Raw genomic sequence first — 23295 nt, 5'->3', positions numbered from 1 at the left:
CTGTCGAGCGGATTCGGATGTTCTGGATCTTGTCCTGCGCCGCGCCGAGGTGTGGCACACTGCCGCGGTGGTCGATCATTCGTTCGCGGATCTGACACTCGCCGCGCTGTACGACAGCATCAATCCGTGGGGGCCGGACGACGACTTCTACCTGAACCTGGTGAGATCCGCCGACTCGGTGCTCGACGTCGGCTGCGGTACGGGCCGACTCCTCGCGCGGGCCGCGTCGGAGGGCCACCCGGGACGGCTCACGGGCCTCGATCCGGCGGCCGCGATGCTCGTACAGGCCCGGCGCCGGGCGCCCGGCGTGGAGTGGTTGCTGGGGGACCTCGACACCTGCCTGTGGCAGGGCGACTTCGACCTCGTCATCATGACGGGCCACGCCTTCCAGGTGCTGCTCGGCGACGAGGAGCTGCGCGGCGCGCTGCGGTCCGTGCGGTCGGCCCTGAGCGACGGCGGCCGCTTCGTGTTCGAGACCCGCAACCCGGCGGCGCGGGCCTGGGAGTCCTGGACCCCGGACCGGGTGCGCGAGGTCACCGACGCGGACGGCCGGGTCGTACGGGTCTGGCACGAGGTGGAGGGCGAACCGTCCGGCGAGCGGGTCACGTTCACGGAGACCTTCGACTCCCCCGACTGGCCCCGCCGCCACACCGGCCGCGCCACCCTCCGCTTCCTCTCCCCGGGGAGCCTGACCGGTTTCCTGACGGAAGCGGGCCTGCGGGTGGAGGAACAGTACGGCGACTGGAACCGCGCCCCCCTGACCCCGACCAGCCCGGAAATCATCACCACAGCCACCCCGGCCGGCTGACCCCGACTCCGACCGGCCCCGCAGGGGATGCGGGGCCCCGGCCCCGCCAAAGGGCGCGGGACCCGCACAAGGACGCGGGACCCGCACAGGGGCGCGGGTGGCGCGAGCCCGGGCGGTCCGCAGGGTCAGCCGGGGGCGCGGGGAACTGCGCGACCAGCCACGCCGCACCCGCACCCGCACCCGCACCGACCCACCCACCCCTCAGAGGCGCGGGGCCCGCCGAGGGCGCGGGTGGCGCGAGCCCCGGCGGCCCGCAGGGCCACCGAGGGGCACGGGAACTGCGCGGCCACCCCCACCGACCCGCACCATCAACCACACCCGCCAGGACGGCATCCCCACCTCACCGCCCCGCCGGGACGGCACCGCACCCTCAGCCCGCCCCTTCCTCCAGCGCCGCCAGCGCGGGATCCAGCACGATGTCCTCCTCGCGCGCCTCGATCGTCGGCTCCTCCGGAAAGTGGCAGGCCGTCAGATGGCCTTCGTGGTTCCCGGAGATCCGGACCAACGGCGGCTCCTCGGAAGCGCACTTGTCCTGCGCCTTCCAGCACCGGGTCCGGAACCGGCAGCCCGAGGGAGGGGCGATCGGCGACGGAACGTCCCCGGCCAGCCGGATCCGCTCCCGTGCGGCCGTCTCCCCGGCGACGTTCACCTCGGGGACCGCGGAGAGCAGGGCGTGGGTGTACGGGTGCCGTGGCCGGGTGTAGATGGAGTCACGGTCGCCGACCTCGATGATCTTCCCGAGGTACATGACCGCCACGCGTTGCGAGAAGTGCCGGACGACGGCCAGGTCGTGGGCGATGAACAGGAACGCGATGCCGAGCTCCTGGCGGACCTGCTGGAGCAGGTTGACGACCTGCGCCTGGATGGACACGTCGAGCGCGGAGACCGGCTCGTCGGCCACGATCAGCTTCGGCTCCAGCGCCAGCGCCCGGGCGACGCCGATCCGCTGACGCTGGCCGCCGGAGAACTCGTGCGGGAACCGGTTGTAGTGCTCGGGGTTGAGACCCACGATCTCCAGCAGCTCACGCACCCGCTTCTCCCGGCCGCCCGCGGGCTCGATCCCGTTGACCTCCATCGGCCCGGAGATGATCTTGCCGACGGTCTGCCGGGGATTGAGGGAGGAGTAGGGGTCCTGGAAGATCATCTGGATCTCGGAACGGATCGGCGCCAGCTGCCGGCGCGAGGCGTGCGAGATGTCCTGCCCGCGGTAGGTGATCGTCCCGGCCGTGGGCTCCAGGAGCCGGGTGATCAGCCGGCCCGTCGTGGACTTGCCGCACCCCGACTCCCCCACCAGGCCGAAGCTCTCGCCGGCCCGCACGCTCAGGTCGATGCCGTCCACGGCCTGCACCTGACCGACCGTGCGCCGGATCGGGAAGCCGCCCTTGACCGGGAAGTGCTTGGTGAGCCCCTCCACGACGAGCAGCTGCTCCCCCTCGCCGTCGGCGCCCGCCTCGCGCGGGGCGGGGAGAACGGGTTCCTCTTTCTTCACGTGCTCCTCCTGGCCTTCGTCACGTGCTTGCTCCTCAGGTCCTGCCCCTACCCCAGTCGGGGCTTGATCTCGTCCGCGAAGATGCTCCGCTTCTGCTCCGCCGTGAGGTGGCAGGCGGAGGCGCGGTCCGGGGCCAGCAGGGGCCGTTCGGTCACACAGCGGTTGCCGCCCACCCGGTCCTGGAAGGTGCAGCGGGGGTGGAACCGGCAGCCGGAGGGCGGGGTCAGCAGCGACGGCGGGGCGCCGGGGATGGGGGCGAGCGGAGTGCCCAGATCCGAGTCCAGCCGGGGCATGGAGTTCAGCAGGCCCCAGGTGTACGGGTGTTGCGGCGAGCGCAGCACCTGTTCGGTCGTCCCGCGCTCGACCGCGCCGCCCGCGTACATCACCATGATGTCGTCGGCCATGTCGGCGATGACCCCGAGGTCGTGCGTGATGAAGATGATCGCGGTGCCGAACTCCCGCTGGAGGTCCTTCAGCAGGTCGAGGATCTGCGCCTGGACGGTGACGTCGAGCGCGGTGGTCGGCTCGTCGGCGATCAGCAGGTCGGGGTCGCAGACCAGCGCCATCGCGATCATCGCGCGCTGCCGCATGCCGCCGGAGAACTGGTGGGGGTAGTCCTTCGCCCGTTCCCGGGGGTTGGGGATGCCGACCTTGCCGAGCATCTCCACCGTGCGTTCCCAGGCGGCCTTCTTCGAGGCGCCCCGGTGCTTCATGTACGGCTCGGCGATCTGCCGGCCGACGGTGTAGTACGGGGAGAGCGCGGTGAGCGGGTCCTGGAAGATCATCGCGACCTTGTTGCCGCGCAGCTTCTCCAGTTCCGGCTCCCGGGCGGTGGTCAGCTCCTGGCCCTCCAGCAGGATCTCGCCCTCGACGGTGGTGAACATCGGGTTGTGCAGCCCGAGGACGGTGAGGTTGGTGACGGACTTCCCCGAGCCGGACTCGCCGACGATGCCGAGGGTGCGGCCGCGTTCGAGGTCGAAGGAGAGCCCGTCGACGGCCCGGACGGTTCCGTCCTCCGTGCTGAAGCTGACGTGCAGGTCCCGCACCGAGAGGAACGCGCCCGCGCCGGCCGGGACGGGCGCCCCGGCCTCCTTGGTCACAGTGGTCACGACAAAGCTCCTGACGACAGTCCGGGAAACGGCTAGGACAGCCGTACGCGCGGGTCGATGAAGGCGTAGCAGGCGTCGACGACGATGTTGCACAGCAGGATCACGGCGGCGGCGAAGAGCATCACGCCCAGCAGCAGCGGAAGGTCGCTGAACTGCACGGACTCCACCGCGAGATGCCCGAGGCCGGGCAGTCCGAAGGTGTACTCGGTGATGATGGCGCCGCCGAGCATCGAGGAGAGGTCGATGCCGAGGATGGTGACGATCGGGATGAGGGAGCCGCGCCAGGCGTACCGGAAGAAGACGTACCGCCGGCTCATCCCCTTGGCGCGGGCGGTGCGGATGTGCTCCTCCTGGAGCTGCTCGATCATCGACGAGCGCGCCATACGGGTGTACTGCGCGGCGAAGATCGTGGACAGCACGACCCAGGGGATCATCAGCCCGGTGAACCAGGCGACGGGATCCCGGGTGAGCTCGGTGTACCGGGGCTCGTCGAACAGGTGGGTCTGGTAGACGAGCACGGCGAGGGCGAGCGGGCCCAGGAAGTAGATCTGCATCGAGCTGAGCACCATGGAACCCGCGGTGAACGACTTGTCGATGAGCGTGCCGCGCCGCCAGGCGGCCAGCATGCCGGTGCCGAGGCCGACGAACAGGAAGACGACGGTGGCGCCGAGCGCGAGCGAGACGGTGAGCGGCAGCCGGTCCATCAGGGTCGACCAGACCTGCTCGTTGGTGTGGTACGAGTAGCCGAAACAGGGGGCGGGGCAGGGTCCCTGGGCGAAGTCGTCCCGGCCCGCGACCAGCCCTTGCAGGAAGATCCAGAACTGCTCGGGGATCGACTTGTCGATGCCGAGCGTGCGGTGGATGTTCGCCAGCGCGTCGGGCGTGCACGTCTTGCCGCACATCAGCAGCGCCGGGTCACGGGGCATGCCGAAGAACAGCAGGAAGGCGACGACGGTCAGCAGGACCAGGATCACCAGCGAGCCGAGGGTCCGGCGAAGGAGGAAGCGCAGCATCTCAGTGGCAGCTTTCGGGCTCGTGAGGCCGGCTCGCGGAGCCGGCTCAAAGGGCCGTGCGGGCCGGTGCGCCCCGTCGCGGAAGCGGGACGGGGCGCACCGGGCGCCGCGCTCGGGAAGGGGTTACTTCACAAACAGCCTGCGCGGGTCGATGCCGCCGATGACGTCGTCGTAGACGAGGCCGCCGATCTTCGAACCGGCGATCTGGGTCTGCTTGTAGTACGCCGTCGGGATGTTGGAGACGACGTCCTTCACGATGTACTCGTTGATCTTGTTCCAGGCCTCCGCGGCCTTGACCGGGTCGGTGATGGTGCTCGCCTTGTCGATGTCGGCGTTCACCTTCGGGTCGTTGATGTGCGAGTAGTTCGCGGCGCCGTCCTGGATCTGGCGTCCGTCGTACAGCGGGGGGATGACGGTCGACGCGCTCGGCCAGTCGGCGCCCCAGGCGGTGTGGTAGATGTCGAAGTTGTTCTTCACCTTGCCGACCTGGTCGTAGTACGTCTCGGCCGGGATCTCCTGGCGCTGGACGTCGAAGCCGGCCTTCTCCAGACCCGCGGCCATGGCGGTGGAGTACTGCTGGCCCTCGGGGGTGTTGATGTAGCCGAAGGTCAGCTTCAGACCGACCTTGCCGGCCTTCTCCAGCAGTTCCTTGCCCTTGGCCGGGTCACCGGCGGGCTTCTTCTTCTTGCCGAAGGGGTCGAAGTTCGGGTTGTAGCCGGAGACGGTCGGGCTGATCAGACCGCCCGCCACCTCGCGGGCCGCGGTGCCGCCGTAGGCGCGCACGAACGGCGTGATCGGCAGGGCGTAGGCGATGGCCTCGCGGACCGTCTTGTCCTGCATCTCCTTCTGGGACAGGTTGATGTCGATCTGACCCACGTACGGCTGGTAGCCCGCGACGGTGCGGGACTTCAGCGCCGCGTCGGCGAGGACCTTGGACAGGTTGCCCGCGTCGACCTCGTTGTTGAAGCTGACCGCGGTGGCGTTGGCCCCGGAGTCGTCGAGGATGGCCTTGGTGGAGTCCTCGTACTGCTTGTTGAACGCGAAGGTGAACTGGTCGATGTACTGGTGCCGGATCGGGTCGGTCTTCGGGTCCCAGTTGGTGTTCTTCACCAGGACCATGGACTTGCCGGACTTGAATTCCTGGATCTTGTACGGGCCCGCGGTCATCGGGGCCTTGTCGTACTTCTCCTTGGTGTCCTTCGCCTTCGAGACGAGCGAGTAGCCGGCCATGGCCAGCGCGTACGGCAGGTCGGGCTTGGCCTTCTTGAACTTGAAGACGATCGTCTTCGCGTCCGGCGTCTCCAGGACGGTGTCCGGCAGGTGCTTGCCGCCGTACGGGCCGTCCTTGAGCAGGTCGCGGTACCCGGTGCCCGGCGTGTCGGCGAGCCACTGCTGGATGAAGGTCGGGCCGTTGGCGACGAACGGCGCGAACAGCCGCTCGAAGGTGTGCCGCACGTCGGTGGCGGTGATCGCGGAGCCGTCGGCCCACTTGACCCCGTCCTTGAGCGTGTACTTCCAGGTCTTGCCGCCGTCGGTGGTGGTGCCGCTGTCGGTGGCCAGGTCGCCGACGACCTCGTGCTTCTTGCCGTCCTCGCTGGTCGCCTTGTAGCCGGTCAGGCCGCGGTGGATGAGCTGCGACAGGGCCATCTCGTCGGAGACGTAGATCTGCCCGGGGTCGAGGTGCGCGTAGCTGTCTCTCTGGAGAACGGTGACCGTGCCTCCGGGCTTGGCGCCGGGGACCTCGGCGGCCGGGCCCGTCGAGGCCTTCGCGTCGCCGAAGTCGATGGAGGACTGCTGCCGTTGGGCGTTCTCCTTGTCGTCCTTGTTGCTGCCTTCCTTGCTGCCGCCCTCGCTGCAACCGGAGAGCACGAGCGCTCCGGCAGCGACCAGCGAGAGCGCGGCGTACGCGCGGCGTCCACCCTTACCCATCACTCGTTTCCCACCCATCTCTGTGAGTCCAGCAGTCCGTGAGTCAAAAGACGTGATGTGCGGATCAGCGCGCCGTCTTGGGATCGAAGGCGTCCCTGACCGAGTCCCCGAGCAGGTTGAAGGCCACGATGAAGATGATCATCGAGATACCGGGGAAGAACATGTAGGTGATGTCGTTCTGCATCACGAGTTCGGTCGCCGCCTTGGAGAACATCTGGCCCCAGTCCGGCGTCGGTTCGACCAGGCCCACGCCGAGGAAGGACAGCCCGGCCTCGGCGGTCACGAAGTTCGGCAGCATGTAGGTGGCCTGCACCAGGATCGGCGTGACCACGTTGGGCAGGATCTCCTTGCGGATGATCCGGCCCGGTGGCGCCCCGCTCACCTTGGCCGCCTCGATGAACTCCCGTTCCCGCAGGGCGAGACTGGTGCCGCGCAGGATGCGGCCGAGGCTCATCCAGCCGAGGACCCACTGCACCGAGATCAGGGCGACGACCCGGACGTAGACGGGTGTCTCGTCGCGCGGGCTGACGAACAGCGAGACCACGACCGGCATGCTCGCGATGAAGAACAGCTGGGCCGGGATGGCGAGGAGGAAGTCGATCACCCGGCTGATCAGGAAGTCCGTCCTGCCGCCGAGGTAGCCGGCCGCGACCCCGAGGACGATGCCGGTCAGCACCGTGGCGAGGGTGACCGCGAGGGAGATGCCCAGGGAGTTGCGGATGCCGTAGAGCAGCTTGGTGAAGACGTCGTAGCCGTTGCCCGGTTCCAGGCCGAACCAGAACTCGCCGCTGATCCCGCCGTTGGGCTGCACCGGCACACCCGCGCTGTCGAACAACTCCGGCCGTTCGTCCGCGTACACGGTGTACGGGTTCTTGCCGTAGAGCTTCGAGATCAGCGGGGCGAGCAGGCCGATCAGGAAGAAGAACAGCACGACGTAGGCGGAGATCACGCCCGTGCGGTCCCGCTTGAAACGGAGCCACATGAGCTGACCGGGGGACCGGCCCACGGGCACCTTGGCCTCGGACGCCGGCGCCGGCTCCTGGTCGCCGTCGACGACGACCGCCGTGCCACCGCCCTCGATGTCGGTAGGACTTGTCACAGTTCGCCCATCTCACTTCACGGGTGTGGGTGTGCCGAACCGGCGACGGGCGCGGGGTGCCGCGCGATCGCCGATCGGTGCATGAAGGGACGCCGGAGCGCGCCGTACGGACGGCTCGGAAGAAGCCGCAGCCGGACGCGCGTAGCCGGACGGCCGCGGTGGGCGGCCGTGGTTCAGGTCAGTGACAGTCGCCGCGGGCGGGGGCGGACAGACCGGTGAGGGACCGCGGGGGCCGGTTGACTGACATGGGGATCCTCCTTGTGACTCCACGTGTTCACCGACAGGAGGGGGCGTTCGTCCGACCTCCGACACCCCTGACGGAGGGTCAGACACCCCCTGGTGCTCGCGAGTCGGCGCTGTCCCCACAGCGCGAGACCCATTGACCCGAGCGTTACGCGGCTAACTATCTGGCACTCGTCCCGCGCCGACCACCGTCTTTAAATCTCAATTCAGTCACAGCTGACGCCTAGATCTTCCAAAATCCGGACAAAGCCTCTGGCGCGAGAAGGCCGCGAAACGGACTTGTTACATGGCTATCGGGCGAGGATCTCCGCATTTCGGACAGACATCACCGCGGGGGTTCCAAAAAACGGGTTGCGAAAAGCCCGGGCGTCCCCACGATGGGGACACCCGGGCTTCCGAGTGTGCTGCGGCGGTGGACTACCCGCGGATCAGCCGTGCTTGGCGCGGCTCGCGGTGCGGGCGCGGTCACGCTGGTCGAGCACGACCTTGCGGATGCGAACCGCCTCCGGGGTCACCTCGACGCACTCGTCGTCACGGCAGAACTCCAGCGACTGCTCGAGCGACAGCTTGCGCGGCGGCACGATCGCCTCGAACGAGTCGGCCGAGGACGACCGCATGTTCGTGAGCTTCTTCTCCTTGGTGATGTTCACGTCCATGTCGTCGGAGCGCGAGTTCTCGCCGACGATCATGCCCTCGTACACCTCGGTGCCGGGGTCGGTGAACAGCACGCCGCGCTCCTGGAGGTTCGTCATCGCGAACGCGGTGACGGCACCCGCGCGGTCGGCGACCAGCGAACCGTTGTTACGGGTCGTCAGCGTGCCGAACCACGGCTCGTGGCCCTCGTGGATGGAGTGGGCGATACCCGTGCCGCGCGTACCGGTCAGGAACTCGGTACGGAAGCCGATGAGACCGCGGGAGGGGACGACGAACTCCATGCGGACCCAGCCCGAACCGTGGTTGGACATGTTGTCCATCCGGCCCTTGCGGACGCCCATGAGCTGCGTGACCGCGCCCATGTGCTCCTCGGGCACGTCGATCGTCATGCGCTCGACCGGCTCGTAGACCTTGCCGTCGACGTCCTTGGTGACGACCTGCGGCTTGCCGATGGTCAGCTCGAAGCCCTCACGGCGCATCTGCTCGACCAGGATGGCCAGCGCCAGCTCGCCGCGGCCCTGCACCTCCCAGGCGTCGGGACGCTCGGTGTCCAGGACGCGGAGGCTGACGTTACCGACCAGCTCGCGGTCGAGGCGGTCCTTGACCTGGCGGGCGGTGACCTTGCGGTCCTTGACCGCGGCCTTGTTCTCCGCGCCCTTGCCGGTGCCGCCCCGGCCGACCAGCGGCGAGGTGTTGGTGCCGATGGTCATGGAGATGGCCGGCTCGTCGACCGTGATGAGCGGCAGCGCGATCGGGTTCTCGGGGTCGGCCAGGGTCTCGCCGATCATGATCTCCGGGATACCGGCGACGGCGCAGATGTCACCGGGGCCCGCCTTCTCGGCCGGCTTGCGGGTGAGCGCCTCGGTCATCAGCAGCTCGGTGATGCGCACGTTGGACATGGTGCCGTCGCGCTTGATCCACGTGACGGTCTGGCCCTTGCGCAGCTCGCCCTGCTCGACGCGCAGCAGCGCGATCCGGCCGAGGAAGTTGTCGGCGTCCAGGTTGGTGACGTGCGCCTGGAGCGGGGCGGCCTCGTCGTACTCCGGGGCCGGGACGTGGGACAGGATCGTGGAGAAGAAGGGCTCCAGGCTGTCGCTGTCCTGCGGGACCGTGCCGTCCTCCGGCTTGGTCAGCGAGGCCACGCCGTCCCGCGCGCAGGCGTAGACGATCGGGAACTCGATCTGGTCCTCGTCGGCGTCGAGGTCGAGGAAGAGGTCGTACGCCTCGTTCACGACCTCGTCGATGCGCGAGTCCGGCCGGTCCGTCTTGTTGATGCACAGGATGACGGGCAGGCGGGCCTGCAGCGCCTTGCGCAGCACGAAGCGGGTCTGCGGCAGCGGACCCTCGGAGGCGTCCACCAGCAGCACGACGGCGTCGACCATCGACAGGCCGCGCTCCACCTCGCCGCCGAAGTCGGCGTGACCGGGGGTGTCGATGATGTTGATCGTGATGACCTCCCCGCCGTCCTTGGGGTGGTACTTCACCGCCGTGTTCTTGGCGAGGATCGTGATGCCCTTCTCACGCTCCAGGTCGTTCGAGTCCATCATGCGGTCGTCGAGCGACTCGGCGGCGTGCGCGGCGAAGGCACCGGCCTGCTTGAGCATGGCGTCGACCAGAGTCGTCTTGCCGTGGTCGACGTGGGCGACGATGGCTACGTTGCGAATGTCGTGGCGCGTGGCCATAAAGCGGCGTTCTCCCGGAGTGTGAGGGCGACCCTGCTGCGTACGTGTTACGCGGGCCCTGCCGGGCTTGACACGCCACGGCCTCACCCCATGGTACGTGGCCCGGCGGGGGACGGCCCCCGCAGGGCCACCGGGCTCACTTCCCGCTCACTTCTCGGAGGGGCTCGCGGAGGCCTCGACCGCCTTCCCGGCGCCCTTCTTCAGGAAGCCCATGTCCTCGTAGACGGGGGTCTGGAAGCCGAAGGCACCCGCGTTGACCACGGTCTTCCGTACCGCGGTGAGCTGGGGGCGCTGATAGAGAGGAATCGATCCGGCAGCGGCCCAGATGCGGGAGTCGGCCTTGCGGATCAGGGACCGCTTCTCGCCCGCGTCCAGGGTCGAGACGGCCTGTTCGAACAACTGATCGACCTGGTCGGTGCCGACCCGGGTGTAGTTCTGCTCGACGCTCAGCGAGCCGTCGGCGGCCGGCACCGGCTTGGCGTAGATCGGCCGGGCGTCGGTGGCGGGGAAGGCGGACCCGGGCCAGGAGTACAGGGCGAGGTCGTACTGCCCCGAGGCGATGTGGTCCTTGAAGTAGCTCTCGTCCGAGACCTTGGTGATGTCCGTGCCGATGCCGACCTTCGCCAGCATCTTCGTGATCCGCGCGGCGACCGCCGCCAGTGGCTCCGACCCCGGACCGGACGGCAGCACGAACCGCAGAGTGAGCGCCTTGCCGTCCTTGGCCAGCGCCTTGGCCGGGGCGCCGGCCGGGGCCGCGGTGCCCTTCGGCGCGTAGGCGCCGGGAGCGCCGCCCTGGTGCATCTGCTTGAACTGCTTGCCGTCCTGGGCGAGCTGCCGCCCGCCCTCGTCGCTCCGGCGCGCGCCCCGGGCCTTGTCGTCCTGACCGACGATGTACGTGCCGTCGCCGTCAGCGGAGTCGTCGTCGGAGTCCGCTTTCCTCCCCTCCGACCCGGCCGCCTTCTCGCCCTTCTCCTGCTTCTTGACCGGGCCTCCGGGCACCCACCCGGCGTCCGCGAGCAGCGCCTGCGCCTCGGCGGTGTCCTGCCCGCCCAGCGCCCCGCTGTTGTCCGCGTACGCGTCCTGACCGGCCAGGGCCAGGTGGCTGCCGACCGGCTCCGCGGGCAGCCCCAGCGGCTTCAGCACGACCTTGGCCAGCTCCTTGCGGTCCAGCGCCCGGGCCACGGCCCGCCGCACCCGCTCGTCCGCCAGCGGCCCGTCCGCGCCGTTCAGCGCCAGCTGCGTGTACGCCGGCTCCAGCGATCTGCGCACCTCGAAGCCGCGCAGCGCCTTCTGCTGCTGCTCCCACTTCGCGATCGCCTTGCGCAGCTCGGAGCGGGCCTCCACCTCGTCCTCGGCCGTGTCCTCGTCCGAGCCGTGGGCGAGCGCCCAGGACCGCAGCGCCTTCGCGGCGGTGCGCCCGGAGCCGGGGCCGGCGAGCGGTCCGGCCGTGCCGTTCGCGGCGCCGTCGATGCGCTGCGCCGCGGCCGGGTCGATCTCGGCCAGGTCGATCTTCCCGGCGGCCAGGGCGGACGTGCGCTCGTCGCGCGGGACGGCCGTCAGCACGATCTCGGAGAGCTTGGCCGGCCGCCCCCACCAGCGGGTGTTGCGGGTGAGGCGCACCTCGTCCTTCTTGCGGTCGACCTTCTTCACCACGAACGGCCCGGCGGTCACCTTGAGCTTGCGGCGGGCCGCGTCGTTGAACGCGTCCGGCGTGCCCATGACGTCCTTGGGGTACAGCGGCGAGAACAGCGACTGCCAGTCGGCGTAGGTCCGCTTGAAGGTGACCCGGACCTCCAGGTCGTTGGCGCCGCGCTCGATCTTCTCGATGCGCTCGTAGCCTGCGTTGCGGGCGGTCCAGTAGGCGCTGTCCTTGCCCGCCAGGGCCCGCCACTGGGCGGCGAAGTCGGCGGCACCGATCTCCCGGCCGTCGCTCCAGACGGCCTGCTGGTTCAGCTTGTACAGGACGACCTGCTTGGGCTCGGTGTCGACGACCTTCGCGGACTCCAGGTAGTCGGCGTCGCGCTGCGGGCGCCCGGTCGCGTCGAGCCGGTACATCGAGGGCAGGACGGCCTGGGCGACCCGCGTGGTCGTCGCGTCGGCGTCCGACTGGAAGGCGTTGAAGGTCTCCGGCACCGCGTCCACCGCCCAGCGCAGCGTGCCGCCCTCGGCGATCCGGGCGCGGCCGGCCGGGGCGATGTCCTGGCGGGCCAGGGGCTTGCCCGCCTCGTCCGCGGATCCGCAGCCGGACAGCAGGGGCACCGCGAGCGCGCCCGCGGTGAGGAAGGCGACCGAGCGCATGACCGCGCGCGGGCCGACGCCGTCGTGGGACATCTCTGGTACCTCCGGTGAGCCGCTGGCGCCGGTGACCCGACACCCCGGCATGCGTGGACGCGGATACGTCGACGCGGGTGCGTTTTGATCACGTTCGGCGGTATTTTGGAGTTGATCAGATCTACAGCTCACTGAAGAGGAAAGGGTTCGCCTGCCGTGGGCGACACGGCGGCAGCGCCCGCGAAGGCCACTCGTGCGGAGCAACGCACCGGCCAATCGCTGCACACGCCTTCACACCGAGCGGTGTGACGCGCAACACTCGCAGGCGCATGAACGTTGCCGTCCAGGGCTCGGCCCCCACGGAAGCGAGGACTGCTCATGTCCGTGCACGACGATCTGACAACGACCCAGCGCTGCCTCGACGACCTCTCCCGGTCCGTCGGCCGCCTGGAACAGCAGCTCGGCAGCACCGGCCTGGAGATGCGACGGGTCCGTGCCGACGCCGATCATCTGAGGGAGAGCGTCGCGCTGCTGCGCGAGGCCGTCTCCCAGCCCGGCTCGTCGCGCAGGCCCGAGCTCGTCACCATCCCCGACACCCCGTACGACGACTCCCTGTGGATCGACACGGACGACGAGGGACTCGGCGCCCGGGGCCGGCACGCCCCCTGACCCGGCACGACCCCCGACCCGACCGGAGTCCCGAGTTGGCCACTGGTACGGAACCCTCACCCACGGACCATCGTCCCCCGAGCGGCGTACGCGGCGCCGGCCGCGCCGCCATCGCCGCTCCCCATCTGCGGACCGACCGCTGGTGGCTGGCTCCCGCGGTCACCGCCGCCGGCCTGCTGGCGTTCGTCGTCTACTCGACCTGGCGGGCCCTCGCGAACGCGGACTACTACGCGGCGCCGTACGTCTCGCCGTTCTTCTCCCCGTGTCTGGCGGAGAACTGCCAGGCCATGCGGTCCGGCCCCAACTGGGAACTGTTCGGCGGCTGGTGGGGCCTCTCCCCCGCGATCATCATCCTGATCTTCCCGCTGGGCTTCCGCCTGACCTGCTACTACTACCGCAAGGCCTACTACCGCGGCTTCTGGGCGTCGCCGCCCGCCTGCGCCGTGGCCGAGCCCCACCGGAAGTACACCGGCGAGACCCGCTTCCCGCTGATCCTCCAGAACATCCACCGGTACTTCTTCTACGCGGCGATCGTCGTGGCCGGGATCCTGACCTACGACACCGTGCTCGCCTTCCGCGACGAGCACTACGCGTGGGGTCACATGGGCCTCGGGACGCTGGTCTTCCTGGTCAACATCACGTTGATCTGGGCGTACACGATCTCCTGCCACTCCTGCCGGCACATCGTCGGCGGCCAGCTGAAGCACTTCTCCCGGCATCCCGTGCGCTACCGGGCCTGGCGGTTCGTGGGGAAGCTGAACGCCCATCACATGCTGCTGGCGTGGGTGTCGCTGGTGAGCGTGGCGCTCGCCGACTTCTACGTGTATCTCGTCGCGTCCGGTGTCTTCGACGATCCGAGGTTTTTCTAGATGAGTGGGGCCTGCTGATGTCCGTGGTCGACCGCCAGGAGTGGGACGTCGTCGTGGTCGGCGCGGGAGGCGCCGGACTGCGTGCCGCCATCGAGGCGCGCGAACGCGGCGCCCGCACCGCCGTCATCTGCAAGTCGCTGTTCGGCAAGGCGCACACGGTGATGGCCGAGGGCGGCATCGCGGCGGCGATGGCCAACGCCAACGAGCACGACAACTGGCAGGTGCACTTCCGCGACACCCTGCGCGGCGGCAAGTTCCTCAACCAGTGGCGGATGGCCGAGCTGCACGCCCGGGAGGCCCCGGACCGGGTGTGGGAGCTGGAGACCTGGGGCGCCCTCTTCGACCGCACCGCGGACGGCCGGATCTCCCAGCGCAACTTCGGCGGCCACGAGTACCCGCGCCTCGCGCACGTCGGCGACCGGACGGGCCTGGAGCTGATCCGCACGCTCCAGCAGAAGATCGTCTCGCTCCAGCAGGAGGACCACCGCGAGACCGGCGACTACGAGTCCCGGCTGAAGGTCTTCCAGGAGTGCACGGTCACCCGGGTCCTCAAGGACGGCTCCCGCGTGAGCGGGGTCTTCGCCTACGAGCGCGAGACCGGCCGGTTCTTCGTCCTCCAGGCGCCCGCCGTGGTGATCGCGACGGGCGGCATCGGCAAGTCCTTCAAGGTCACGTCGAACTCGTGGGAGTACACGGGCGACGGCCACGCGCTGGCCCTGCTCGCCGGTGCGCCGCTGCTCAACATGGAGTTCGTGCAGTTCCACCCGACGGGCATGGTCTGGCCGCCGTCGGTGAAGGGCATCCTCGTCACCGAGTCGGTGCGCGGCGACGGCGGGGTGCTCAGGAACTCCGAGGGCGAGCGGTTCATGTTCGACTACGTCCCGGACGTCTTCAAGGAGAAGTACGCCGAGTCGGAGGAGGAGGGCGACCGCTGGTACGAGGACCCGGACCACAACCGGCGCCCGCCGGAGCTGCTCCCGCGTGACGAGGTGGCCCGGGCGATCAACTCCGAGGTGAAGGCGGGCCGCGGCTCCCCGCACGGCGGGGTCTTCCTGGACGTGTCGACGCGGATGCCCGCCGATGTCATCAAGCGCCGGCTGCCCTCCATGTACCACCAGTTCAAGGAGCTGGCCGACGTCGACATCACGGCGGAGGCCATGGAGGTCGGGCCGACCTGTCACTACGTGATGGGCGGGATCGCGGTCGACTCCGACACGGCGGCCGCCCGCGGGGTCCCGGGGCTGTTCGCGGCCGGCGAGGTCGCCGGCGGCATGCACGGCTCCAACCGGCTCGGCGGCAACTCGCTCTCCGACCTGCTGGTGTTCGGCCGCCGGGCGGGGCTGCACGCGGCGCGGTACACCGCCGAGGCCGGCGCGGGACGTCCGGCGGTGGACGACGAGCAGGTCGACGCGGCGGCCGCGGAGGCGCTGCGGCCGTTCTCCGCGGAGGGCCCCGGGGACCGGGCGGACCACGCGCCGGAGAACCCGTACACCCTCCACCAGGAGCTCCAGCAGACCATGAACGACCTGGTCGGCATCATCCGCCGCGAGGGCGAGATGGAACACGCCCTGGAGAAGCTGGCCGAGCTGCGGGTACGGGCGTCGCGGGCCGGGGTCGAGGGGCACCGGCAGTTCAACCCCGGCTGGCACCTGGCGCTCGACCTGCGGAACATGCTGCTGGTCAGCGAGTGCGTGGCCCGGGCGGCGCTGGCACGCACCGAGTCGCGCGGCGGGCACACCCGCGAGGACCACCCCACGATGGACCGCGCGTGGCGCCACGTGAACCTGCTGTGCGCACCCGTCGAGCCCGGCGACGGCGCGACGGCGGCGGACCCCGCCCGCGGCCGGATCGCCCTCACCCGAGAGACCACCGAACCCATCCGCCCCGACCTGCTCGCCCTCTTCGAGAAAGAGGAGCTGGTCAAGTACCTCACCGAAGAGGAGCTGTACGAGTGAGCAGCTACGAGGCCCGCTTCCGGGTGTGGCGGGGCGACATCGAGGGCGGCGGCCTGAAGGACTTCGAGGTCGAGGTCAACGACGGCGAGGTGGTGCTGGACATCATCCACCGTCTCCAGTCCACCCAGGCGCCCGATCTCGCCGTCCGCTGGAACTGCAAGGCGGGCAAGTGCGGTTCGTGCTCCGCGGAGATCAACGGGCGGCCGCGGCTGCTCTGCATGACGCGCATGTCGGTCTTCGACCGGGAGGAGACGATCACCGTCACGCCCCTGCGCGCCTTCCCGGTGATCCGTGATCTCGTCACCGACGTCGGCTTCAACTACCACAAGGCCAGGGAGGTTCCGGCGTTCGTGCCGCCCGAGGGGGTGGGTCCGGGCGAGTACCGGATGTTCCAGGAGGACGTGGACCGTTCGCAGGAGTTCCGCAAGTGCATCGAGTGCTTCCTGTGCCAGGACACCTGCCATGTCGTCCGCGACCACGAGGAGAACAAGACGGCGTTCGCGGGACCCCGCTTCCTCATGCGGGTCGCCGAACTGGACATGCACCCGCTGGACGCGGCCGAGGAGAGCGGCCTGGACCGCAAGCGCACGGCCCAGGACGAACACGGCCTCGGCTACTGCAACATCACCAAGTGCTGCACGGAGGTCTGTCCCGAGGGCATCAAGATCACGGACAACGCGCTCATCCCCCTGAAGGAACGCGCGGTCGACCGCAAGTACGACCCGCTGGTGTGGCTGGGGTCCAAGATCAGGAGGCGCTCGTCGTAGGCGCCGGGGGCGGCCGGGGCGGGCCGCCGGGACGCCGCGCGAGCCTCCGGAGGGCGGGCCCGCCGAGGTGGTGAGGGGCCCGTCCCGCGGACCGGCCTACCGGACCCAGCCCTTCTCGTACGACGTCCAGTCCTGCTCGGTGGCCGCGAAGTCCACGTACGCCGCGACACCGAAGTTCTCCCGGCCGGCGTCGGTACGGGACAGTCCCAGCCGCACGCCCCGGACGGCGGCCGCGACGGTCTCGGCGTGATTCCAGTGGCCGAACCGGTTCTCGTGGTAGAAGGGCAGGCCCATCAGCAGGTCGGTGGAGTCCGGGGTGACCTCCAGGGCGAGCGAGGTCTGCTGGGCGACGTATCCGCCGTACGTGCTCTCCAGCGGCTGGAGGGTGTCGTACGACATCACGGCGATCTGGTCGACGCGGCGGGCGACCTGGCCGAAGAACTTCTGCGACCACCACTTGGGGTGGCCGGTGGTGGCCCCCCAGAAGGAGTGGAAGCCGGGCACCGGGTCGATCTGGTGGGCGGCGACGGAGAGCTGGGCGCCGTGGGCCCGGGTGACGGCGCGCAGGTCGTCCAGGAGGCCGAGGTAGTCGCCGTCGCCGGAGTGGAGCGGTTCGAGGTCGAAGTGGGCGCCCTGGAAACCGGCGGCGAGAATCTCCCGGGTGGACCGCACGACCGCGGCGCGGGTCCGGGCCCGTTCCAGCCGCATGCCGTGCGGGCTCTCGCTGGCGAGGACGTCGCCGAGCCAGGCCTGGACGCGGAGCTTCGGCGCCTCGCGGTGGACGGCGGCTATGAAGCCGCGCGCGCCCGCGTACGCCGACGCGGGCAGGGTGCCGTCGTGCTCCAGCGGGCCGGCGTGGACGTACAGGTCGCGGATGCCGGTGTCCCCGAGACGGTCGGCCAGGGCCTTGACGTCCGCGTCGGTCTTGCGTCCGTCGACCCACGCGTGGCCGAGCCAGATGGCGTCCTTGCCCCGGGTGTACGTGCCGTCGGCCGGGTCGCCCAGGTAGTTCACGCGCAGGGCCGCCTGGGCGGCGAGGACCGGGACGACGAGAAGCAGGACCAGGACGAGGGCGGCACGCCGCACCCGCCGCCCGCGCCGCCCACGCCTACGGGCCTCCCCGGCGCCGGGACCCTCCCCGGCGCCGGGACCGCTCCCTCCGGCGCCGCCGGCACCACCGCGGGCGCCGCCCAGGTCACTGCCTTCGGCCACCACCGGCTCGCCCGGCGCCTCGACCGTCGCCTCACCGGACGCCTCGGCCGTCACGGCCGCCCCGGCACCGGGACCATCGCCCGTCCCGCGCTCCCCGGCGGCTCCACCAGCGGCACTCCCGTCGGCCACCACGGGCTCGGCCGTCGCCCCGGCCGTCGCGGCCCGCGGCCCCGTCTCCGGCTGCCCCTCCACGGTGTCCCGGCCCGTCCGCGGCCCGGCGGCCCCCGGCTCCCCCTCCAGGTCCGACACCGTCCGCGGCTCCGGCTCCGGCTCGCCCTTCTTCTCGGTCTCCGTCTCCGTCCGACCCGGTGGCCGTTCCATCGCGGTTCCCCCTCGCGTGTCGTTCCGCCCCACCACCCCCGTGTCGGGTGCATCCCGGTCGCGTCGCCGTATTCGCGGCCATACGCTCCCAAATGTGACCTCTTCCATGCTCCGGGGCCGGCCGCGGCGGGCCACATCGCACATATCCGTGCGGGTGGCGCATGCCGTGCTGGGCGGTGCGGTCGGGGTCGTGTGGCTGGTGTTGCCGGTGATGACGTCGGGTGGCGACGCTCCGGTTGCGATCAAGAACCCGGCGCCCGGCGCGAGCGCCGCCGCGGCCGACGACGACGAGAAGTCCACCGTCGATCTGGTGCTGCCGCTGGTCGCGGTCGGCGCGGCCGGGGCGCTCGCCGGGTACGGGTACCTACGACGCGTCCGCCGCACCCGCGCCCGGACGACCCCCGGCGGAGCCGGCAGCCCGCCGCCGAGGTCGTCGTCGCCCCTGGCCGCCCTCGACGAGGAGGCCTGTGCGGCGCTGGTCGAGGCGGACGACCGGGTCCGGGCGGCACGCACCGAGCTCGGCTTCGCCGGGGAACCGCGCGCGCCGGAGGACCTGGAGACCTTCCGCCGGGCGGTCCGCGCGGCGGAGGGCGAACTCACCGCGGCGTTCCGCATGCGGCAGCGGTACGACGAGGGCGTACCGAAGGAGGAGGCGGCCCGGGAGCACGCGCTCGCCGGGATCCTCGGACGGTGCGCGGAGGCCGGGCGGCGGCTGGACTCCGTGGCCGGGGAGTTCGGGCGGCTGCGGGGGCTGGAACAGGGGCTGGGTGAGGCGTTGGGGGTCGCCGAGAGCCGCTTCCGGGAGTTGGCGGGCCGCGCGGGGGCCTCGGCGGCGGTGCTCGCCGGGCTCAGGGAGCGGTACGCGCCCACGGCCACCGCCTCCGTCACCGGGAGTGTCGAACAGGCCAAGGACCGCCTTCTGTTCGCGACCGTGCGGCTGAACCGGGCGCGCCAGTCGGCCGATTCGGGGCAACCGGAGCGGGCGGCCCGGCACCTGCGGGCCGCCGAGGGCGCCATCGCCCAGGCGGCCGTCTTCGTGGAGGGCGTGGACCGGCTGGCCGCGGAGCTGCGGACGGCCGAGCAGACCGTGCCGGCCGCCCTCACCGGCGCGGAGGCGGAGCTGGCCTGGGCCAGAGGGCGGACGGACCCGGCTGCGCGACGGCGACCGGCCCCCGTGCCGGCGTCCCCGCCACCGGACGCGCCCGACCCGGTAGCGCAGGCCGCCGCCGCCGGGACGACGGTGGGCGGGTTCCAGGCCCGGCTGCTGCACGTGGACGCCGTGCTCGGCTCCGTGCGGCAGGAGTTGACCGGCGGTCAGCCCAGGGATCCGGTCGGGGTGCTGCGCCGGGTCCTGCGGGCGACCGCGCCGGTCGCCTCGGGGCGGGCCGGGGTGCTGCCGGCCGCCGCCCTGATCACGGCACGCAGCGCCACCGCGGCCGCGGCCGACTTCGTCGCGACGCACCGGGGCGCGGTCGGCGCCACCGCGCGCACCCGGCTGGCGGAGGCGGAACGGCTCCTCGCCACGGGCGACCCGGCGGACCGCCCGCCCGCCGACGTCCTCGCGCTGGAGGCCCGGGAGCTGGCCGAACGCGACGTCCGCGCGCACGGGAACCCGTACGTGGACGCCGTGGACGCCGAGGAGACGGCCGGCACCGGCGGGGCCGTGCTCGGCGGCATCGTCCCGGCCGAGGATCCCGAGGACGGGACGCCGGCGGGCTTCGCCGGCCCGGCACGGCCCGCCCCGGCACGGCGCGGCCCCGCATGAGCGCCGACCCTGCGCCGGGTGCGCGGCGTCCGCCGGAAGGGTCCGGCGGACGCGGCGCAGCCCGTTCAGAACAGGCTCAGCAACGCCTCCGCCGGGTCCGCCAGACCCGTCTCGCCGTCCGGCAGCGGGAGTTCGAACCACACCGTCTTGCCGCGCGGCGTGCGGCGCGAGCCCCAGGCCGCCGACAGCAGGCCCACGAGCTGGAGGCCCCGGCCGCCCTCGTCGGTGTCCCGGGCGCGGCGGCGGCGCGGCTGGACGAGGCCCGCGTCCCAGACCTCGCACACCAGCGTGCGGTCGAGGAGCAGCCGGAGCCGGATCTCGCCCTCGCCGTACCGCAGGGCGTTGGTGACCAGCTCACTGACCAGCAGTTCCGTCGTGTCGACGAGGGGTTCGAGGTCCCAGGACAGCAACTGGCTGCGGGCGTGCTCCCGGGCCCGGCCCACACTGCGCGGCTCCCGCGGCAGCGTCCAGTCGCCGACCGAGTCGACGGGCAGGCCCTGCACGCGTGCCATCAGCAGCGCGATGTCGTCCTCGCCGTGGTGCGAGTCGAGGGTGTTGAGGACGTGGTCGCAGACGTCCTCCAGCGGGCTGGAGGGGTCGGTGAGGGCTCCGACGAACGCGTTGAGGCCCTCGTCCAGCGGGTGGTCGCGCGACTCGACGAGTCCATCCGTGTAGAGCGCCAGCAGGGCGCCTTCGGGGAGGTCCACCTCCACCTCCTCGAAGGGCTCGCCGCCCACGCCGAGCGGGAGGCCGGGCGGCACGTCGAGCATCAGCGCCGACTCGCCGGGTTCGACCAGCACCGGGGGCAGATGGCCCGCGTTGGCGAACGTGCAGCGCCGGGTCACCGAGTCGTAGACCGCGTACACGCAGGTCGCGAGGTACACCTCGGACAGGTCGGCCTCACGGGGGCGGCGGGCGGCCCGGGTGGCCTGCTGGACCCCTCCCGGGGTGCCCAGGCCGCGGGCGATCTCGTCCAGCGCGGAGAGGACCTCGGCCGGTTCCAGGTCCAGCAGCGCCAGCGTGCGGACGGCCGTGCGCAGCTCGCCCATCGCGACCGCCGCCCGCAGACCGCGGCCCATCACGTCGCCCACCACCAGCGCCGTGCGGTGGCCGGGCAGTTCGATGACGTCGAACCAGTCGCCGCCGACCTCGCTCGGACGGCCGGTCGAGGCGTTGCCCGGGAGATAGCGGCAGGCGATGTCCAGACCCGAGGCCACCGGGTCCCCGGGCGGCAGCAGCGACCGTTGCAGTATCAGCGCCCGTTCGTGCTCCCGCCGGTAGAGGCGCGCGTTGTCGATACAGACCGCGGCCCGCGCCGCCAGCTCCACGGCCAGATCACGGTCCCGGTCGCCGAACGGCTCGCTGCCCTTCGTCCGGGAGAACTGCGCGAGGCCGACGACGGTGTCGTGGGCGACCATCGGGACGGCGAGGGTGGACTGCACGAGGCCGCCCTCCTCGCCGGGGATGGCCTGCGGGCGGGCGGTGCGCAGGGCGTCCGCGCAGGGCGAGTTGAACGGGAAGTGGTGGACCGCGCCGACGGCGACGGGCGCTCCGGCCCCGGGGAACGGCGCGTCGGAGACGGCCGAGGAGAAGGCGACGCGGCGCAGTTCGGCGCTGCCGTCGGCCAGGCCGGGCGGGGTCTCGTCGCCGGCCAGCAGGCCCTGGTAGAGGTCCACGGTGGCGAGATCGCAGAAGCCGGGTACGACGACGTCGAGGAGTTCGCGCGCGGTCGTCTCCAGGTCGAGGGAGTTCCCTATGCGGGCGCCCGCCTCGTTCAGCAGGGCGAGATTGCGCCGGGCCGCGGCGGCCTCACGGGCGGCGGCGCGACGCGCGGTGATGTCGGTGCCGAGCCAGGCGACGCCGATGGGACGACCGGTGCCGCTGTGCACGCGGTAGAGGTTGATCGACCAGTGCCGGCGCTCGTCGGAGCCCGGTACGAAACCGGTGACGTGCATGTCCGTGATGGAGTCGCCGGTCTCCAGGACCCTGCGCAGGGTCGCGCTGACCCGGTCGGCCTCGGGCCGGGGCAGGTAGTCGTGGACGCCCTTGCCGCGGTGGTCGTCGGGGCTGCCGCCGAAGATCGAGGCGAACCGGTGGTTGGCGCGGCGGACCCGCAGGTCGGGGTCGATGAGCAGGAAGCCGAACGGGGATTGGCCGAAAATGGCCTGCGAGGCGGCGAGGTCGGTCTCGATGCTGCGCAGGGTGCGGACGTCGACGACGATGCACACGGCGGTCTTCTCACCGTCGAGACTGCGCGTCGGCATGACGTAGACCTCGGCGAGGCCCCTCTCGCCGCGGCCGCCGCCGGGCACCGGGTCCGGCAGCCGAAACGGCACCACGCCGGTCCACTCCCGCCCGTCGAGGATCTCGGCCATCTTCCGCTGGCCGCGTTCACGCAGGTCGGGGTCGATGAACGCGTCGATGGGGTCCATGCCGAGAGCCCGGTCGGCGGGGATGCCGAAGATCTGCTCGGCGCGCAGGCTCCACTGGTCGACGAGGCCGTCGGGGCCGATCGAGAACGAGGCGACCTTGATGTAGTCGTAGATCGAACCGGGCGGACTGCTCTGCCACATCGCGTCACCCGGCGTCGCCGCCTCACCCGGGCCGTCGGCGAGGCCGTACGCGGCATCGGCGGCGAGCGCACCCGCGGCCCTCGCCCTCGCGCCGCCCGACGGGTCCTCGGACTCCGTGGCCTTCGCTGGTATCTCGCTCACGCGAACCGTCCCCTCCAGCTCACCGCGTCCGGCACCGGTCACCGGCGGCGGCTGCCCGCAGTATCCAGCACTACGGGTCCGCACGACACGGTGTTCACGATCACAGCACGGTCCAGGCGTTTTTTGGCCCGTCCCGTGACAACACTTCCAGTCTTCTAACCAGCGGACACGCCGTCGAACCACCTCTTCCGGGACCGGTCGGAGACCGGAACCGAACGGGCGACGCCGAGAGCCCCGCTGTACACCGGCTCATCCCCGCGAGACGCCCCGTCAACCCGGCACCGCGAGCTCGAACCAGACCGTCTTCCCGGTGTTCCCGGGGCGGGTACCCCAGCGGCGCGAGGACGAGGCCACCAGCTGCAGTCCGCGCCCGGTCTCGTCCTCGGGCCGGGCGATCCGCTCGCGCGGCAGCTCCGGCAGCGGGTCGGAGACCTCGACCAGCAGGACGCCCACGAGTCCGGCGGGGCGGACCAGACGAAGACCGATGGGGCCGGTCGCGTGCCGCAGGGCGTTGGTGACCAGCTCGCTGACCAGCAGCGCCGCGATGTCGCTCAGGCTGTCGAGGTGCCAGTCGCGCAACTGGCCGCGGACGGCGCCGCGTGCGGTGCGGACCGCACCGGGGTCCGCTGCGAACGTCCACTCGGCGCATTCTCCGTCGGTGTCGATCACGCCGATCACTTCCCGGGCCAGCGAGTACACCCATGTCCGCTTTCGTGGGGTTAATGG

Annotated in this window: 16 protein-coding genes; 6 read left to right on the top strand and 10 right to left on the bottom strand. The window is 71.3% G+C overall.

The genetic code is table 11. The features are described from left to right. Window positions 1-67: 67 nt before the first annotated feature. A complete protein-coding gene (locus tag J2X68_RS30470) occupies window positions 68-808 on the top strand; it encodes a methyltransferase domain-containing protein (RefSeq protein WP_310435819.1) in 741 nt (246 codons plus the stop codon). A 370-nt stretch (window positions 809-1178) separates the two neighbouring features. On the opposite strand, the gene J2X68_RS30465 is transcribed toward J2X68_RS30470, so the two are convergent. The 7 genes from J2X68_RS30465 to J2X68_RS30435 form a co-directional block, all read right to left on the bottom strand. Next, on the bottom strand, window positions 1179-2297 hold the full coding sequence (locus tag J2X68_RS30465) for a dipeptide ABC transporter ATP-binding protein (protein WP_310435818.1): 1119 nt from the start codon (window positions 2295-2297) through the stop codon (window positions 1179-1181). 47 nt (window positions 2298-2344) lie between these two features. Beyond that, window positions 2345-3406, bottom strand: a complete 1062-nt coding sequence (locus tag J2X68_RS30460) for an ABC transporter ATP-binding protein (RefSeq protein ID WP_310435817.1) — start codon at window positions 3404-3406, stop codon at window positions 2345-2347. Window positions 3407-3438: 32 nt separating this feature from the next. Beyond that, window positions 3439-4419, bottom strand: coding sequence for an ABC transporter permease (locus J2X68_RS30455; protein WP_081551877.1), 981 nt, complete (start codon window positions 4417-4419; stop codon window positions 3439-3441). Window positions 4420-4542: 123 nt separating this feature from the next. After that, a complete protein-coding gene (locus tag J2X68_RS30450; RefSeq protein WP_310435816.1) occupies window positions 4543-6348 on the bottom strand; it encodes an ABC transporter substrate-binding protein in 1806 nt (601 codons plus the stop codon). Between the two features lie 64 nt (window positions 6349-6412). Beyond that, window positions 6413-7447, bottom strand: coding sequence for an ABC transporter permease (locus J2X68_RS30445; RefSeq protein ID WP_310435815.1), 1035 nt, complete (start codon window positions 7445-7447; stop codon window positions 6413-6415). Between the two features lie 671 nt (window positions 7448-8118). Continuing rightward, entirely contained in the window at window positions 8119-10026 is a 1908-nt protein-coding gene (typA, locus tag J2X68_RS30440) for a translational GTPase TypA (RefSeq protein WP_310435814.1), read from the bottom strand. A gap of 147 nt (window positions 10027-10173) precedes the next feature. Next, on the bottom strand, window positions 10174-12357 hold the full coding sequence (locus tag J2X68_RS30435; protein ID WP_310435813.1) for an ABC transporter family substrate-binding protein: 2184 nt from the start codon (window positions 12355-12357) through the stop codon (window positions 10174-10176). A gap of 318 nt (window positions 12358-12675) precedes the next feature. On the opposite strand from J2X68_RS30435, the gene J2X68_RS30430 reads away from it, so the two are divergent. The 4 genes from J2X68_RS30430 to J2X68_RS30415 are packed head-to-tail and all read left to right on the top strand — an operon-like array spanning window position 12676 to window position 16557. Continuing rightward, entirely contained in the window at window positions 12676-12966 is a 291-nt protein-coding gene (locus J2X68_RS30430; protein WP_310435812.1) for a hypothetical protein, read from the top strand. A 35-nt stretch (window positions 12967-13001) separates the two neighbouring features. After that, on the top strand, window positions 13002-13835 hold the full coding sequence (locus tag J2X68_RS30425; protein ID WP_310435811.1) for a hypothetical protein: 834 nt from the start codon (window positions 13002-13004) through the stop codon (window positions 13833-13835). Between the two features lie 17 nt (window positions 13836-13852). After that, window positions 13853-15790, top strand: a complete 1938-nt coding sequence (locus tag J2X68_RS30420) for a fumarate reductase/succinate dehydrogenase flavoprotein subunit (protein WP_310435810.1) — start codon at window positions 13853-13855, stop codon at window positions 15788-15790. Beyond that, complete coding sequence (locus J2X68_RS30415; protein ID WP_310435809.1) at window positions 15787-16557, top strand: succinate dehydrogenase/fumarate reductase iron-sulfur subunit; 771 nt, start codon at window positions 15787-15789, stop codon at window positions 16555-16557. The genes J2X68_RS30420 and J2X68_RS30415 overlap by 4 nt, the downstream gene beginning before the upstream one ends. A gap of 96 nt (window positions 16558-16653) precedes the next feature. Here the strand turns inward: J2X68_RS30415 and J2X68_RS30410 are convergent, their stop codons facing one another. Continuing rightward, entirely contained in the window at window positions 16654-17961 is a 1308-nt protein-coding gene (locus J2X68_RS30410; protein ID WP_399041238.1) for a hypothetical protein, read from the bottom strand. Window positions 17962-18184: 223 nt separating this feature from the next. Here J2X68_RS30410 and J2X68_RS30405 point away from each other — a divergent pair, with 223 nt between their 5' ends. Next, window positions 18185-19855 (top strand): hypothetical protein, encoded by a 1671-nt coding sequence (locus J2X68_RS30405; protein ID WP_310435808.1) that lies wholly within the window; start codon window positions 18185-18187, stop codon window positions 19853-19855. A 65-nt stretch (window positions 19856-19920) separates the two neighbouring features. Here J2X68_RS30405 and J2X68_RS30400 read toward each other — a convergent pair whose 3' ends face one another. Beyond that, window positions 19921-22569, bottom strand: coding sequence for a SpoIIE family protein phosphatase (locus J2X68_RS30400; RefSeq protein WP_310435807.1), 2649 nt, complete (start codon window positions 22567-22569; stop codon window positions 19921-19923). A 270-nt stretch (window positions 22570-22839) separates the two neighbouring features. After that, window positions 22840-23268 carry an ATP-binding protein gene (locus tag J2X68_RS30395; protein WP_310435806.1) on the bottom strand — a complete coding sequence of 143 codons (429 nt, stop codon included), beginning with the start codon at window positions 23266-23268 and terminating at the stop codon, window positions 22840-22842. Between the last annotated feature and the right edge of the window lie 27 nt (window positions 23269-23295).

This window comes from Streptomyces sp. 3330, from assembly GCF_031456635.1.
GTDB lineage: Bacteria > Actinomycetota > Actinomycetes > Streptomycetales > Streptomycetaceae > Streptomyces.
This window is presented reverse-complemented; position numbering and strand designations above follow the sequence as displayed.